11 protein-coding genes are annotated in these 14,740 nt (G+C 68.6%); 7 read left to right on the top strand and 4 right to left on the bottom strand.

Annotated elements, in window-relative coordinates:
- The first annotated feature begins 16 nt into the window (after positions 1-16).
- Together SK571_RS35540 and SK571_RS35535 are read left to right on the top strand one after the other, a co-directional pair.
- A complete protein-coding gene (locus SK571_RS35540; RefSeq protein ID WP_319988484.1) occupies positions 17-496 on the top strand; it encodes an NADPH-dependent FMN reductase in 480 nt (159 codons plus the stop codon).
- Positions 493-960: a flavin reductase family protein gene (locus SK571_RS35535; protein WP_319988483.1), complete on the top strand. Its 468-nt coding sequence runs from the start codon at positions 493-495 to the stop codon at positions 958-960. Before SK571_RS35540 ends, SK571_RS35535 begins: the two co-directional genes overlap by 4 nt.
- On the opposite strand, the gene SK571_RS35530 is transcribed toward SK571_RS35535, so the two are convergent.
- The gene (locus SK571_RS35530) at positions 949-2,643 is read right to left on the bottom strand and encodes an FAD/NAD(P)-binding protein (RefSeq protein WP_319988482.1); all 1,695 of its coding nucleotides are present in this window, start codon (positions 2,641-2,643) and stop codon (positions 949-951) included. The two genes, SK571_RS35535 and SK571_RS35530, sit on opposite strands and share 12 nt — an antisense overlap.
- Positions 2,644-2,834: 191 nt before the next feature.
- On the opposite strand from SK571_RS35530, the gene SK571_RS35525 reads away from it, so the two are divergent.
- The 4 genes from SK571_RS35525 (at position 2,835) to SK571_RS35510 (ending at position 7,512) form a co-directional block, all read left to right on the top strand.
- Positions 2,835-3,935, top strand: a complete 1,101-nt coding sequence (locus SK571_RS35525; RefSeq protein ID WP_319988481.1) for an LLM class flavin-dependent oxidoreductase — start codon at positions 2,835-2,837, stop codon at positions 3,933-3,935.
- On the top strand, positions 3,932-4,399 hold the full coding sequence (locus SK571_RS35520; protein ID WP_319988480.1) for a GNAT family N-acetyltransferase: 468 nt from the start codon (positions 3,932-3,934) through the stop codon (positions 4,397-4,399). The genes SK571_RS35525 and SK571_RS35520 overlap by 4 nt, the downstream gene beginning before the upstream one ends.
- A gap of 182 nt (positions 4,400-4,581) precedes the next feature.
- Positions 4,582-6,615: a putative bifunctional diguanylate cyclase/phosphodiesterase gene (locus tag SK571_RS35515; RefSeq protein ID WP_319988479.1), complete on the top strand. Its 2,034-nt coding sequence runs from the start codon at positions 4,582-4,584 to the stop codon at positions 6,613-6,615.
- Between the two features lie 66 nt (positions 6,616-6,681).
- A complete protein-coding gene (locus SK571_RS35510) occupies positions 6,682-7,512 on the top strand; it encodes a S1C family serine protease (protein WP_319988478.1) in 831 nt (276 codons plus the stop codon).
- Between the two features lie 49 nt (positions 7,513-7,561).
- Here SK571_RS35510 and SK571_RS35505 read toward each other — a convergent pair whose 3' ends face one another.
- Together SK571_RS35505 and SK571_RS35500 are read right to left on the bottom strand one after the other, a co-directional pair.
- Positions 7,562-8,794: a cyclopropane-fatty-acyl-phospholipid synthase family protein gene (locus SK571_RS35505; protein WP_319988477.1), complete on the bottom strand. Its 1,233-nt coding sequence runs from the start codon at positions 8,792-8,794 to the stop codon at positions 7,562-7,564.
- Positions 8,795-10,045 (bottom strand): FAD-binding oxidoreductase, encoded by a 1,251-nt coding sequence (locus tag SK571_RS35500; RefSeq protein ID WP_319988582.1) that lies wholly within the window; start codon positions 10,043-10,045, stop codon positions 8,795-8,797.
- 170 nt (positions 10,046-10,215) lie between these two features.
- On the opposite strand from SK571_RS35500, the gene SK571_RS35495 reads away from it, so the two are divergent.
- Positions 10,216-11,751 (top strand): acyl-CoA dehydrogenase family protein, encoded by a 1,536-nt coding sequence (locus tag SK571_RS35495; RefSeq protein WP_319988476.1) that lies wholly within the window; start codon positions 10,216-10,218, stop codon positions 11,749-11,751.
- Between the two features lie 55 nt (positions 11,752-11,806).
- Here the strand turns inward: SK571_RS35495 and SK571_RS35490 are convergent, their stop codons facing one another.
- Positions 11,807-14,533 carry a hypothetical protein gene (locus SK571_RS35490; RefSeq protein WP_319988475.1) on the bottom strand — a complete coding sequence of 909 codons (2,727 nt, stop codon included), beginning with the start codon at positions 14,531-14,533 and terminating at the stop codon, positions 11,807-11,809.
- Positions 14,534-14,740 lie beyond the last annotated feature (207 nt).

Genomic DNA, 14,740 nt, shown 5'->3' with positions numbered 1-14,740 from the left:
GGCTGTGCTGAAAGGCATGACGCAGATCGGTGTTCTGGTCGGCAACCCGCGGCCCGCCTCACGCACGCTGCAGGCGGCCCTGGCCCTGCGCGAGGCCCTCGCCGCGACGCTGGGCGTGCCCGTCGAGGGGCCCGTCGTCGAGGCGGCGGCACTGGCACCGGCCGTGTTCACGGAACCGGACACGATCAAGGCGGCGCTGGCGGCGCTCGGGCAGGCCGAGGTGCTGGTCGTGGCGACGCCGACGTACAAGGCCGCGTACACCGGCCTGCTGAAGGCCGTGCTGGACCAGGCACCGCCGGGCTGGCTGAAAGGCAAGCTCGTCGTCCCGCTGCAGATCGCCGCGTCCGACAAGCACGCGCTCGCCGTCGAGGTGCACCTGCGGCCGGTGCTCGCCGAGCTGGGTGCGGTGGTGCCGCAGGCGTTGTTCCTCAACGAGTCCGCGCTTCCCGCCGACGTCACGGACTTCGACCTGGACGCGCTGAAGGTGCTGCGATGAAGGACCGGCTGCGCGACGCACTGAGGCACCACGCCCAGGCCGTGACGATCGTGACCGCCACCGGTCCGGAAGGTCCGGTCGGCACAACGGTTTCCTCGTTCACCTCCGTCTCGTTCGAACCGCCGCTCGTCGTCGTGTGGATCGGCGAGGGCGCGTCGGTGTGGCCGGTGCTGCGGACGGCGCCGCTGTTCGCCGTGCACCTGCTGGACGCCGCGCAGACCGGGCTCGCGGACCTGTTCGCGACGAAGGGCGTCGACAGGTTCGGCCCGGCGACGCGGTGGCAGGAGGACGCCGACGGCGTGCCGTGGCTGTTGGACGCGCCGGCGCGGTTGCGGTGCCGGACCGCGCGGCGGATCGCGGTCGGCGATCACGTGGCGCTGGTCGGCGAACCGCTGGACATCACGCACTCCGACCTCGCCGCGCCCCTGGTGCGGCACCAGGGGCGCTACACCTCAGTCGCTTAACCGGCGAAGGACTTCCCTTGCCAGCACGTCGTTCTGCCGGAACGCCGGGGCGTTCGTGTTCGGCCGCGCGAACGCCGCGAACGCCTTCCCCGTCGTGTAAGGCCCCACGGCGAACCGGAACGGGTCCTCGTCACCGTTCTCGTTGATCAGGCGCCCCACCGGCGACACCCGCACCAGCCCGGCGGCGTCCTCGGACACCTCGCCGGCCGCGCGCAGCGACCTCAGCACCGGATCCGCGGTGCGCGACAACGAGTGCGTGGGCAGGCGGGCCTCGATGAGACCGTTGGCGCGCACCACGTCCGGCGTCGTCGCGCTGCCCGCCACGAAGGCGCCTTCCACCGCCTCCACCCACATGTCGGCGCCGAGGAACCGCACTATTCCCGCGCGCGACAACGCCAGCAGCTCCTCCAGCCGGTCCGGCGGCGGGCCTGAGGCCAGGTAGCTGGAGTAGCCGTGCCACCAGCCGTCGAACGGCATGAGCCCCGCCAGCTGGCCGTAGACCGACAGCAGTGCCAGGAACGCCCCCAGATCCGCGCTGTACCGCGGGTCGGAGCGCCGGGCCACGTCGGCCTCGACGTACGAACGCAGGTGCTCCTGGAGCTCCTCGGCGGACCCGAAGGTCACCCCGACCAGCGGCCGGTCGAGGAGCTCGAAGTCGATGCGGTCGGCCGGATCGGGCACGGCGAGCTCTTCCAGCGCCCGCATTTCGGCGCTGTACCAGGGGAAAGCGGTGAACGAGGCGGCGAACTCCACGAACGGCATCCGCACCAGGCCGGGGTGCCCGGTGAAGAGCTCGTGGTAGTGACCCCAGGCGATCTCCTTGGCCATCAACGGCCACACGTCGTCGCGGAAGTCCAACTCGCGGCCCCGCAGGGCATCCGCGACGAAGAAGTGCGGCAACGACGGACGGGTTCCCTGCAACCGGTAGCCGGTCTTCGAGTGGTACGGCACGCCACGCCGCGAGCCCACGTACAGCGTCGGTTCCGCACCGGAAGGCACGTAGGAGAGCCGGCCGTCAGAACGCACGTACCGGCCGCCACGGCCCTCGGTCAGCAACACCATGAGGTCGATGAACGCGAGCCCGAACCCGCGCAGCACCACGTCACCGGACACCGCCGACAGGTCCGCGTCGGCCGAGTACAGCGGCGGCACGTAGACCAGCCCGTGCTCCGAGGCGTGCTCGGCGAGCTTGCGGTGTTCGGGTTCGGGCTCGGCGTCGAGGTGTCCAAGGGCGAGCACCAGGACGTCCGCGGTCAACGACGAGCCGTTGTCGAGCCACACCCGGTTGCCGGCGACCTTCGTCGCGGAAGCCCGATGCGCGGTCACAGAGATTTTCGGAGGCAGAGATTCTCTTACGTGGTCGAAGAACCACTCCAGGTACCTGCTCTGCACCTGACGCGACGGGAACGCCGTCGGGTCGATGTCGGTCCACTCCGCCAGAGACGGGCCGGGACGGATCGGACCGAGACCGTCGAAGGAGTCGTCCGTGAACACGGTGACGTCCTCGGCCATGGAGTTCATGCGCAGCAACGGGGACTGGGCGTGCCGCCACACCCGGCCCGCACCCGGCGGGAACGGGTCGACGACGTGCACGGCCAGTGCCACCGTGGGTGCCTGGGCGGCGATGCGTTCCAGCAGGCCGGCGGCACGGGGGCCGCCACCGATCACGACGAGTGAGCGCATGCGCGTCTTTCCGTTGGAGGGCAACGAGAAACGAGCCACGTCCCTCAACGCGAACACCACCACGGTACCCCGCGCGTGCAAGCAAATCCCGCTCTGTGGACGTCGTTGCGACGAGCCAGGTCCGGGTGTGCACTCGAAGGGCGCCTCCCTCAACGCGCCCTGCTCCCACTACCAGTTCTGGGGAATCGGTCATGCCAGTTGAGTTTCTCGGGATCGCCGCCACGAACGACGGGTCGGAAACGACGCCGCGGTCGTCCAGCGGCGCGTTCGACAAGGACTACACGCTCAGGCTCGCCAGGGCGCACGAGGAGCACGGCTGGGACCGCGTGCTGTTCGCCTACGGATCGGGTGCGCCGGAACCCTCTGCAGCCGCGGCCTACCTCGCCAGCAAGCTCGACAAGCTGCAGATCCTGCTGGCACACCGGCCGAACGTCAGCTACCCGACCTTCGCGGCGAAGACGTTCGCGACGCTCGACCAGATCAGCGACGGCCGGCTGACCGTGCACTTCATCACCGGCGGCACCGACCACGAGCAGCAGCGCGAGGGCGACTACCTGACCAAGGACCAGCGCTACAGCCGCACCCGCGAGTACATCCAGATCGTCAAGAAGGCCTGGACCAGCCGGTCGGCGTTCGACCACGACGGCGAGCACTACCACTTCGCGGACTTCGTGAGCGACGTGTTCCCCGTCCAGCAGCCACGCCCGAACGTGTCGTTCGGCGGCTCCTCCCCCGCGGCCTACGCGGCGGGCGGTGCGGAGGCCGACATCTTCTGCCTGTGGGGCGAGCCGCTGGCCGAGACCGCGCAGCAGATCGAGTCGGTGAAGCAGGCCGCGAAGGACGCCGGCCGCTCGGACGCGCCGAGGATCCAGGTCGCGTTCCGGCCGATCATCGCGCCGACCGAGGAACTGGCCTGGGAGAAGGCACACCGCACGGTCGACCGGATCGAGGCGCGGAAGGCGAACGGGCCGCTGAGCCGCCGGCATTCGCTGACCAGCCCGGAGAACACCGGCTCGCAACGGCTTCTGGCGGTCGCGGAACGCGGCGAGCGGTTCGACCGTGCTCTGTGGACACCGACGGCGAAGGCGACGGGCGGCGCCGGCAACTCCAACGCGCTGGTCGGCACTCCGGAGACCGTCGCGCAGGCGTTGCTGGACTACTACGACCTCGGCGTCGACATCCTGTCCGCGCGCGGCTACGACCTGCTCGACGACGCGATCGACTTCGGCCGGTACGTGATCCCGATCGTGCGCGAGGAGGTCGCGAAGCGAGACCGGGTCAAGGCCGCATGACGACTCTCGAAGTGCGGCGCGTCCGGCAGTCGAATCCGGACGCGGCGCCATTGGTAGCTGAACTCACGTACGAATACACGTCTCGTTACGGCCCAATGGGCGCACAGGAGATGCAACGACCGGCGGATGTGTTCGAGCCGCCGAACGGGCAGTTCCTCCTCCTGATGGAAGCGGGAGTGGCCGTGGCGGGCGGCGCGTTCAAACGGTTTGACGCCGAAACAGCCGAACTGAAGAGGATCTGGACGCATTCACAACACCGCCGGCGCGGATTGGCGCGCAGCGTGCTCGTGGAACTGGAGAACGAGGCCAGAACGTTTGGGTACACCAGGATCTACCTCACCACGGGACCGCGCCAGCCGGAGGCGAAAGGGCTGTACCTGGCGACCGGTTACACACCGTTGTTCGACGTTGATACAGACCCTCTGACAATTGGTCCGCTGGCCTTCAGCAAGGTGATTCATTAGTTCAAACGAGTGAATTCGTGGCCGAATCGTCGATTCTCGACCGAGATTCGGGGTTCGGTTGGACAGGTTCTGAGTGATCAGTAAGCTTGCCCGTTGGACCCACTCCTGGTGATGGTACCGCGTCAACCGATCGAAGCAGATCACCCCGGTCCTCCACGAACGGCCACCTGAGCTGAATGAACATGGTCGACAGCCGAGAGCCCGCCGTTCGCTGGGCGGCGGCGATCTCCAACACCCTCGTCGCGAACTTCACGCGCGGGAAGCTCGAGCAACTGCTCGGCGGCTACGTCGAGCAGTTGCTCAACGGTGGTGTGGGTGAGGCACGGCAGGTCGGCCGGTCCATGGTCGAGCACGACCTCATCGCCTCGGCGACGCTGGAGCAGTCGCTCACCTGTCTGAGTGAGCACACCCCGGTCACGCCGGCCCAGCTGGCCGCACTCGCCGCCGGGTACGCGGAGGGACTGCGCGACCGCACGCTCGCCCAGCAGGAGCTGAGCCGCACGGCCGCGATCAACACGATGCGCCGGGCCGAGGCCGCGGTCAGGGCGAGTGAGGCCAAGTTCCGCGCGGTCTTCGAGAGCTCGGCGTTCGGCATCGTCGTGAGCGGCCTCAAGGGCGAGATCATCGACGTCAACGAGGCGTTGCTCGTGATGCTCGACTACAAGCACGAGGACCTGCGCAAGATGAGCGGCCGCGACCTCGTGCACCCGGACGACAGGGCCGGGCTGCGGGAGCTGACGAAGCAGCTGATCGCGTCCGAGCACGACAACATCCGGGTCGAGAAGCGGATGGTCCGCAGCGACGGCGAGACGATCCAGACGCACATGGCGATCTCGGTGGTGCGCGAGGAGGACGGCACGCCGCCGTACCTCGTCACCATGATCGAGAACATGAGCGAGATGCGTGCGCTGCAGTCGCAGCTCGTGCGGCAGAGCCTCAACGACGTGCAGACGGGCCTGCCGAACCGCGCGCAGTTCCTCGGCTGGCTGGAGGGCGTGGCGGGCTCGAAGGGCCCGGAGACGCTCGCGCTCGTGCAGGTCGACATCGACGGGTTCCGCGGCGTGAACGACGCGTTCGGGCACGAGGCGGGCAACCGGGTGCTGATGCACGTCGCGACGCACCTGCGGGCGGTGTTCTCCGAGGACGTCGCCAAGGTCGCGCGCATCGGCGAGGACGAGTTCGGCGTGCTGATCAAGGACCCGCAGGACGTGCGGAGCGTGGTCGCCCTGGTCGAGGACTTCACCGCACGACTGGAGGAGCCGATCTGGATCGGCTCGCACGGCGTCGGCGTGACCACGAGCGTCGGCATCGTGGCGCGGGCGGCGCGCGGCGGCGACTCGGCGGACCTGTTGCGCGCGGCGGACGTCACGGTCGGCTGGGCCAAGCGCGACGGCAAGGCGCAGTGGGCGCTGTACGACCGGGAACGGGACGTGCACGACAAGGAGAGGTACGCGCTCGCGGCCTCGATCCCCGGCGCCCTGGAAGAGGGCCAGTTCCGCGTCGACTACGTGCCCGTCCACTCGCTGGCCGACGGCTCGGTGCTCGCGCTGGAGGCCAAGATCGTCTGGGACCACCCCGAACGCGGGGTGCTGTGCCCGGACACGTTCCTCGGCCAGTCGTCGGACAACGGCATGATCGTCCGCCTGGTGCACTGGGGGCTGGAGGCCGCGTGCCGGCACGCGGCCGACTGGCACCTGGCGCTGGGTGCACGGATGCCCGTGCTCTCGATCGACCTGCCGCCGCGGCTGTGCCAGGAGCCCGAGCTCGTCGCCGAGGTCGCCCGCGTGCTGGACCGCACCGGCCTGCCCGCGTCGTTGCTGCGCTTCGAACTGCACGAGCACCTGCCGGCGTTGCTGAACGACGACCAGCTCGACGAGCTCACGATCCTCGCCGAGCGCGGCATCGGGCTGGTGCTGGACCAGCTGAACGGCGGCAACGTCGGTGTCGACCGGCTGCGCCAGTTGCCGTTGAGCGGTGTGAAGTTCACCGGTTCCGTCGTGCACGGTCTCGACGAGGGCGCGAACCGCGTGGAGGAGAGCGCTTCGGTGGCCCTGCTGCGGTGGGCGTCTTTGCTGAAGCTGCCGCTCTACGCCGAGGACGTGCGCACTGCCGCCGAGGCCGCGAGGCTGGGGCAGCTGGGCGTGACGGGCGGGCAAGGCGCGTACTTCGGGCCGCCGCTGTCGGCCGCCGAGGTCTCCGCGCTCCTTCTCAGCTAGTTCTTATCAGGGTTTTCGAGGGTTTCGGCACAGCTGGCTCACATGATGGAGGTCCATCGTGGAGTCATGACCGAGCAGAGCTTCCCCGCGATGAGCGGGTCACTGGTGGAACCGCAGCCCGCCGTCGTCGCCCCGAAGTTCTGGCGCCGAACGGCCCCGATGCTCACGGCCGCGGCACTCGTCGCCGGCCTGTTCGGAGGCGTCACCGGAGCGGTGATCGCCTCGCCGGACTCCACCCCCACGACTTCTTCCGTCTCGGCGCAGACGATCGCGAACACGTCCACACTGGACTGGAGCGCCGTCGCCTCGGACGTGCTGCCCTCGGTGGTCCAGGTGAACGTCGGCAACGGCCTCGGCTCCGGTGTGATCCTCTCCGCGGACGGCAAGATCCTCACCAACAACCACGTCGTCGCCTCGTCCGGCGGCCAGGTCACGGTGAAGTTCAACGACGGCCGCGAACTGCCGGCCACCGTCGTCAACACCGACCCGGCCTCGGACCTCGCCGTGCTGCAGGTCTCCGGCGCTTCCGGCCTCACGCCGGTCAAGTGGGCGGACTCCGGCTCGGTGAAGGTCGGTGACGCGGTGATGGCCATCGGCTCTCCGTCGGGCCTGCAGGGCACCGTGACGACCGGCATCGTGTCCGCCCTGGACCGCAAGGTGACCGTGCCGGGCGAGACCCGCCGCGCGTCTTCCGTGTCGTACCAGGCGATCCAGACCGACGCGTCGATCAACCCCGGCAACTCCGGTGGAGCGCTGGTGAACGCGGCCGGTGAGCTGATCGGCATCAACTCGGCGATCTACTCGCCGGCGTCGAGCAGCGGTGAGGCCGGGAGCGTGGGCATCGGGTTCGCGATCCCGTCCAACACGGCCAAGCAGATCGTGGACCAGCTGAGCTAGGGACCCCGGAACCAGGGCCGCGGCACGAAGCCGCGGCCCTTCGTCCGTGTCAGGAAAGCCAGTCCGGGCGCAACGGCATGTGCGACGTCGTCCCGTCCAGTCTCACCCCGAGCACCTGGTGCAGCTGGATGTTGTTGCGCTCGAACCCGAGCCGCGAGGCCGCGAGGTACAGCCGCCACACCCGCGCCCGAGCCTCCCCGACCTCCTCGACCGCGTCTTCCCAGCGCGCGTCGAGGTTGCGGCTCCAGGCGGCGAGCGTGAGGGCGTAGTGCTCGCGGATGTTCTCCTCGTGCCGCACCTCGAAGCCGGTGTCGTGCATCAGCGACACGAGGTGGCCGGGCCCGACCAGCTCACCGTCCGGGAACACGTACCGGTCGATGAACGGCCCTGACAACGCCCGCTGCTTGTTGTCCGGCCGGGTGATGCAGTGGTTCAGCAGCCGGCCGCCGGGCTTCAGCTTCCGGTACAGCGAATCGAAGTAGGTGGGCAGCTTCGCCTTGCCGATGTGCTCGGTGAGGCCGATGGACGACACCGCGTCGAACCCGGTCTCCCGCACGTCGCGGTAGTCGAGGTGCCGCACCTCCGCCAGGTCCGACAACCCGGCCTCGACGATCGCCTTCTGCGCCCACTCCGCCTGGTTGCGCGACAACGTCACGCCGATCGCCCGCACCCCGTACTCGCGGGCCGCGTGCATGACCATGCCGCCCCAGCCGCAGCCGACGTCCAGCAGTCTCATGCCGGGCTTCAGCCCCAGTTTGCGCGCCACCAGGTCGTGCTTGGCGAACTGGGCTTCCTCCAGGGTGGACTCGAGGGTCGGGTACACCGCGCAGGTGTAGGCCATCGACGGGCCGAGGACCCACTCGTAGAACTGGTTCGAGACGTCGTAGTGGTGCGCGATGGCCTGCGAGTCGCGGGCCTTGGAGTGCCGCAGGCCCCGCAGGCGGGTCTCCTGCGGCGGCGGGGTCACCTTGTGCGACAACCGGATCCGGCCGAGGAACCGCAGCAGCTCGACCCGTTGCAGCCACGGGAGCTCTCGCAGCGAGAACTCCGACAGCCGGGAGAGACCGGCGTGCACGTCGCCGAGTATCTCCAGGTGACCCGTCACGTAGGCACGGGCCAGACCCAGTTCACCCGGCGCGGAAGCCAGGTAGGACAAGGCTTCCGGTGTTTTGATGTCGATGGACACCGGTGCCGCCGACGGCCCGGCGGTACTGCCGTCGTAGGCCTGGAAGCGAACGTCGCTGCCACCTGTGATGCTCTGGAAAATGGAGGCCAACCGCATTCATCGTCCCCTGACACACTTGGCGTACAGATCAGGCAGGCGGTTCGTCTGGTCGTACCGGGCCTTGACGGACCGGTAGTGCGAACCGTTGTAGTGCCGCCAGAACTCGTCCTCGGTGTAGTAGGAGTCCGAGTACAGCGACTTGTGGCCGCCCAGCCGCGCCACCTCGCGCTCGATCAGCCGGTTGCGGTCACCCATCTTCTCCCCCGGTCGTACCGGGACCTCCGACCAGAACCCGACGTTGACGTACAACGTGTCCCTGTCCATCGGGTAGAGCGGCCAGCCCGTGGTGTCGCGCAGGCGAACCGGGCACAGCCACACCGGCGAGATGCCGATCTCCCGGTCGAAGAAATCGAGGAAGTCGGCCAGTCCGGCGACCGGGATCTCCACGTCCTGGATCACCGGCTCGACGTCCGTGCGCGGCCTCAGCTGCCGATGCTTCGCGACGAGCTTGCGGTACACGTCCGAACGCAGGTACCGCTTCGGCCACATGCGACGGACGACCGGGTTCTGCGCGCCGAACGCCCGCGAGCACCAGAACCAGTCGGTGTCCCAGCGCCACAGGTAGTCGTGGATCGTCAGGTGGTCCGTGCGGCGGTTCTGGATGGACCGGTAGTAGATCTGGTTGCCGGTGTAGTCCGACGTGTAAGGCGCGATGTCGGCGTAGTGGCCCAACGTCAGGTACATCTCACCCCGTGAGAACACGGTGCCGTCGACGAAGTCCGCCGAGCCGTCCTCGCAGACCTCCTCGATGACGGCGGCGCACTCCGCGAAGGAGCCGAACGGCACGTGCCGCAACCGGACGTACTGGCGCACCGGCTCCAGTTCGATCTCCAGCCGCAGCGCGTAGCCCAGCGTCCCGTAGGAGTTGGGAAACGCGCGGAACAGGTCGTCGTCCGGTTTGGCGACGACCACCTCGCCGTCGCCGGTGAGGATCTCCAGCTCCCGCACGGACTCGTGCGGCAGCCCGTTGCGGAAGGACGTGGACTCGATGCCGAGTCCGGCGACCGCACCGCCGATGGTGATGGTTTTGAGCTGCGGCACCACCAACGGCATCAAGCCGTGGGGAAGTGTCGCGGCGACGAGGTTCTCGTAGGTGGTCATGCCCTGCACCTGTGCGGTGCGTCCGACCGGGTCCACGGACAGGACCTGGTCGAACCTGCCGACGTCGAGCCCGCCGGACTGGTCGGCCCGAAACCGGAAGAGGTTCGACGTCTTCTTCGCGAGCCGCACTGGCGCACCTTCGCGCATCGCGGCGTACTGCGCGCTCAGCGCAGCCACGGCCGAGCTGTGCCCATGGTCACTCACCAGAACGACGTTATTCCTCGTCAGCGTCCTTGGCACGCCCAAAAGCCCGAATGGGCCAGCGATCTTCACCGGCACCCTGCCCAAAGTTACTTGCGAGTAGTAACGTGCGGGGCATGGCTACGCACGAGGTGACCAACCAGGTCCCGCTGCTGAGCGGCCACGACGTCGCGGACGATCCGGCCCTGCTCAGCTGGGTCGACGACGCCGAACTGCACGCGCTGGGCAGGCTCGCGGGCAGCCACGAGTGGCAGGAGCGCGGCAGGCTCGCAAACGCTTACCCGCCGGTCCTGCACACCCACGACCGATTCGGGAACCGAATCGACGAGGTCGAGTTCCACCCTGCCTGGCACGAGCTGATGGACGTCGCGGTTTCGCACGGGTTGCACGCCTATGTCGACGGTGGGCACCTGGAGCGCGCGGCCAAGTTCTACGTGTGGTCCCAGGTCGAGGCCGGCCACGGATGCCCGATTTCGATGACTTACGCCTCCGTGCCCGCTTTGCGCGTCGCGCCAGATCTGGCCGAAAGCTACGAACCCCTTCTCACTGCGCGGAACTACGACTTCGGGTTGCGCGCACCGCTGTCCAAGCAGGGCCTGATCGCCGGCATGTCCATGACCGAGAAGCAGGGTGGGTCGGACGTCCGCGCGAACACGACCGTCGCGAAGCCGGTCGCCGACGGCTACGTGCTGACCGGGCACAAGTGGTTCACCTCGGCGCCGATGTCGGACGTGTTCCTGACGCTCGCGCAGGCACCCGGCGGGCTGACGTGCTTCCTCGTGCCGCGGGTGCTCCCGGACGGCACGCGCAACCGGTTCTTCCTGCAGCGCCTGAAGGACAAGCTGGGCAACAAGTCCAACGCCTCCGCCGAGATCGAGTACGACGAGGCGTTCGCGCACCGCGTCGGCGACGAGGGCCGCGGCGTGCGGACCATCATCGAGATGGTCAACATGACCCGGCTCGACTGCGTTCTCGGCAGCGCCGCGGGCATGCGCGCCGGACTCAGGCAGGCCGCGCACCACGCCGCGCACCGCAAGGCGTTCGGCGGCTACCTGATCGACCAGCCCGCCATGCGCAACGTGCTGGCCGATCTCGCGATCGAGTCCGAGGCGGCGACCACGACCGCGATGTGGCTCGCACAGCACCGGCCGCGGCTCGGGCTCGCGGTCACCAAGTACTGGGTGTGCAAGCGCGGCCCGGTGCACGCCGCCGAGGCGTTGGAGTGCCTGGGTGGCAACGGGTACATCGAGGACAGCGGGATGCCCCGGCTGTTCCGCGAGTCGCCGCTGATGTCGATCTGGGAGGGCTCCGGCAACGTCGCCGCGCTCGACGTCCTGCGCGCGATGAAGAAGGAACCCGACTCGGTGCAGGAGTTCCTCGCCGCCGTCACCGGGGTCGACCAGCGCGTCGACAGGGCGTTGAACGAGCTCGGCACCGCGCTGTCCGATGTGGACGAGTCGCAGGCGCGCCGGGTCGTGGAGAAGATGGCGCTGATCCTGCAGGGTGCCCTGCTGGTGAAGCACGGGCACCCCGCCGTCGCGGACGCGTTCCTCGGTTCACGGCTGGGCGGGGACTGGGGAGTCGCGTTCGGCACGCTCCCCAAGTCCACCGACTTCGCCTCGATCATCGACCGGGCGGTGCCCAAGGTCTAGGTTTCGGCGTCTGCAAGTACTACCAACCTCCAGTTGGTAGTACTTGCAGACGCGTCTAGGCAGGGCACCCGTTCGGCAGGCGTGGCGAGTCCGGCCCGTACAGGTCACCGGTCAGGAACACGCACGTGGGCTGCTGCTCGAAGTCGTAGATGTCGGCGAGCTCGAGGATCGTGAAGTTCCTCGTCTCACCGACCCTCGACACCTTGAAGTTCGTGCGTCCGGTGGCGCCGAAGAACTCCAGTTCACGCAGCTCCCCGCCGATCGCCCCGCGGTGCGGGGTGTACCCGGCCAGGCGGGCCTGGGCGTTGCGCACGGCGTCGAGGAACAGCCCTGCCGCGTCGTAGGCGACCGCCATGTGCTCGCCGGGCCACGGCTTGGCCGGTTTGTCCTCCCGCGGTAGCGCGGAGTCCTGGACCTCCTTGGCCAGCTTGCTGTAGCCGGCGCAGAAGGCGTCCAGGGGCAGACCACCGCGCACCTTGTCGTCCGGCTTGCCGTCGACGCAGGACTTGCCCGCGAGCACGAGGAGTCCGGCCATGCTCACGTAGGACACGCGCATACCGGCCAGCGAGTCGCGCTTGCGGCTCGCCTCCTGCGCGATGAACCGGATGATCGCGTCGTCCGCGAGGATGCGCGGCAGGCGCGTCTTGTCGTAGCAGTTCCTGCCGACCGCCTGCAGGAACTCGCCGAAGTGCTCCTCGCGGCCGGCGAAGAACACGAGCTCGCTGGAGTGGTTCTCGACGCACTGCGACGGCACCTCCTGCGGGCCGTTGGCCCACTCGCGTGCCTCGAACGGCACACCCGTCCTGGCCAGCTCCTGTCCCAGGACGGCGACCAGGTTGTCGAGGTAGACGTCCTCCTGCCCCAGCTTCGGGTGGTGAATCGTCACCTTGGTAGCGCGGACGTGCTGCGCGTACTGCCGCACGAGGTCGGCCTGCCGGACGTTGCCGGGGATCAGCTGGAAGTACATCGTCGAGAGCTTCGGCAGCGACGCCTCGGTGAGCGTCGTGCCGATGGTCGGCACCCCGAGCGAACCGAGCGAGGTGATGACCTTCCTGGTCTGCTCGACGCTGCGGTCGAGCCCGATCACCCCGATGATGCTCGGATCCCTTTCCAGCAACGGTGTCAGCATCTCCGTCAGGACGTCGTGCGCGCGATCCATCTTCGCGCCGCCGTTCGCGACCACGATGCGCAGCAACGGCCCTGAGCTCGACCTGTCGTTCTGCTGCCGCTGCTTGAGCAGCATCCCCTCCAGCTCCTCGGCCCTGGAGTGGTCGGCGTCGGGGTTGCTGTCCCGGTGGGTGAGGCTCGAGAAGTAGAGCAACGAGACGAGCGGACGTTCGCGGTTCGAGGCGCGCAGTCGTTCGGCCTCCTCGTTCTGCGCGAAGACCGCCTGCTGCGTCCACCGGAGCCGTTCGTTCGAACCGAACACCTGGCTGTCGTTGTCGCTGTAACCCACGCATTCGGTGTGCCCGTCGACGTCCATCAGCCGCGTCGACACCCCCGGCGAGACCGCTGAGCCGACTATCGAGCAGTTCGCGTCGATGTGGTTCTGCACGGTCACGAACCCCGGCAGCAGCAACACCGCGGCCACCGCCGCGATGATCGTCTCCAGGCGCCGCGGCCGCGCCAGCCACTTCACCGGGGCCGCCGTGAACGCGGGCGCACCCTTCCACTTCTTCCTGTCCGGGCTCGGGAACGGCAGTCTGATCATCAGGTAGCGCGCGTCCGGTGCGAGCATCTGCCGCTTGCGCGGGAGCTCCTCCCGCCACGTCGCCAGCGCGTCCGCGGTCTCCTCCGGCGCGACCGGTGTGGTCCCGAGCCGCTCCGACAACGCCGGCTGCACCGAGCTGGCCGCGATCACCAGCAACGGGTCGGCCTCACCCGTCTCGTTGCGGACGTCGTTGATCAGCTCCAGCAGCTCCCAGCCGCCGTTGTCCTTCGTCACGCCATCGAGCAGCACGGGGATGTAGGCGGTGCGGCGGAACCCTGCCCTGCGCGGCAGGAACCGGCGGCGGCGCCGGTAGGAGATCCGCAGGTCCTCCAGGAACGCGTGCACGAGCAGCAGCTTGATCTGCTCCTCGTTCTCCGACTCGCGCCTGCCCAGCGTGAGCCGCTCGGCGAATCCGAGGAACTCGATGGAGTGGTTCGGCAGTGCGAAGTTCTGCCCCCGCATGAACCACTTCGACTCGCGCGCGAGCCCCGGCACCCGCTTGCCGAGCCACCGGAAGCCGGCCTTGCTGCCGACCCACGCGACCAGGCCGAGCCCCAGCCTCGTCACGAGGTTCGGGATGAACGCGTCGACGGCCCGGTTCAGCGCGTCGCCGTCCTGGCCCGTACGCCCCGTCCACTGCCGCAACAGCTCGATGACGCTCGCCCGGTCGTCACGGCCGGGCTTGCGCGGCAGCCGCTTGCTCGTGAGCCAGTCGACGAGCCGGTAGTGGTCGAACCGCGTCAACCGTTCGCTGCCGACGTGGACCTCCGACAACCGATGGCTCAGCACGTCCAGCAACGGCAGCAGCGGCGGAGTCTCCCGTGCTTCCGGTGGCCATCTTTTGTCCACTTCCGCACCTACGGAGGAGACGTCGACATAAGCGTGCGGTATTGCCGGGCGTCCTTCGTCGAGCTTGTGCTCCAGCGCGTGCAGAAAAGGCGTCGGACTGGCTTCGCTCTCCAGGTAGAGCAACGGAAGTGGCTGGTCACCGACCACTTCCTCGGTCTTGCTCCGGTAGAAGAACCCCGGCCTGTCGCAAAGCCCGTGGATGACCTCGAGAAGAACTCGCAACCCCGGAAAAACCGGTTCTGTCCGGCTACCTGTCATCTGCACCCTCACACTCGTGCGGAAGGCAAACGACGGTAGCCGGACAGACCGTTTCGAACAGGCGCTTTGAAACTATTTAGATGGAACGGACCAGCGACGTGACCCGGCCCGTTGGCGTGCGTATTCACGCTCAGCAGGGCGCCTCGTGGCACCGCCCCCACGCCCCCATAC

Source organism: Lentzea kristufekii (genome assembly GCF_033949925.1).
GTDB lineage: Bacteria > Actinomycetota > Actinomycetes > Mycobacteriales > Pseudonocardiaceae > Lentzea > Lentzea kristufekii.
Note: the sequence above shows the minus strand (reverse complement) of the source record. Positions and strands in the feature narration are given on the sequence as shown.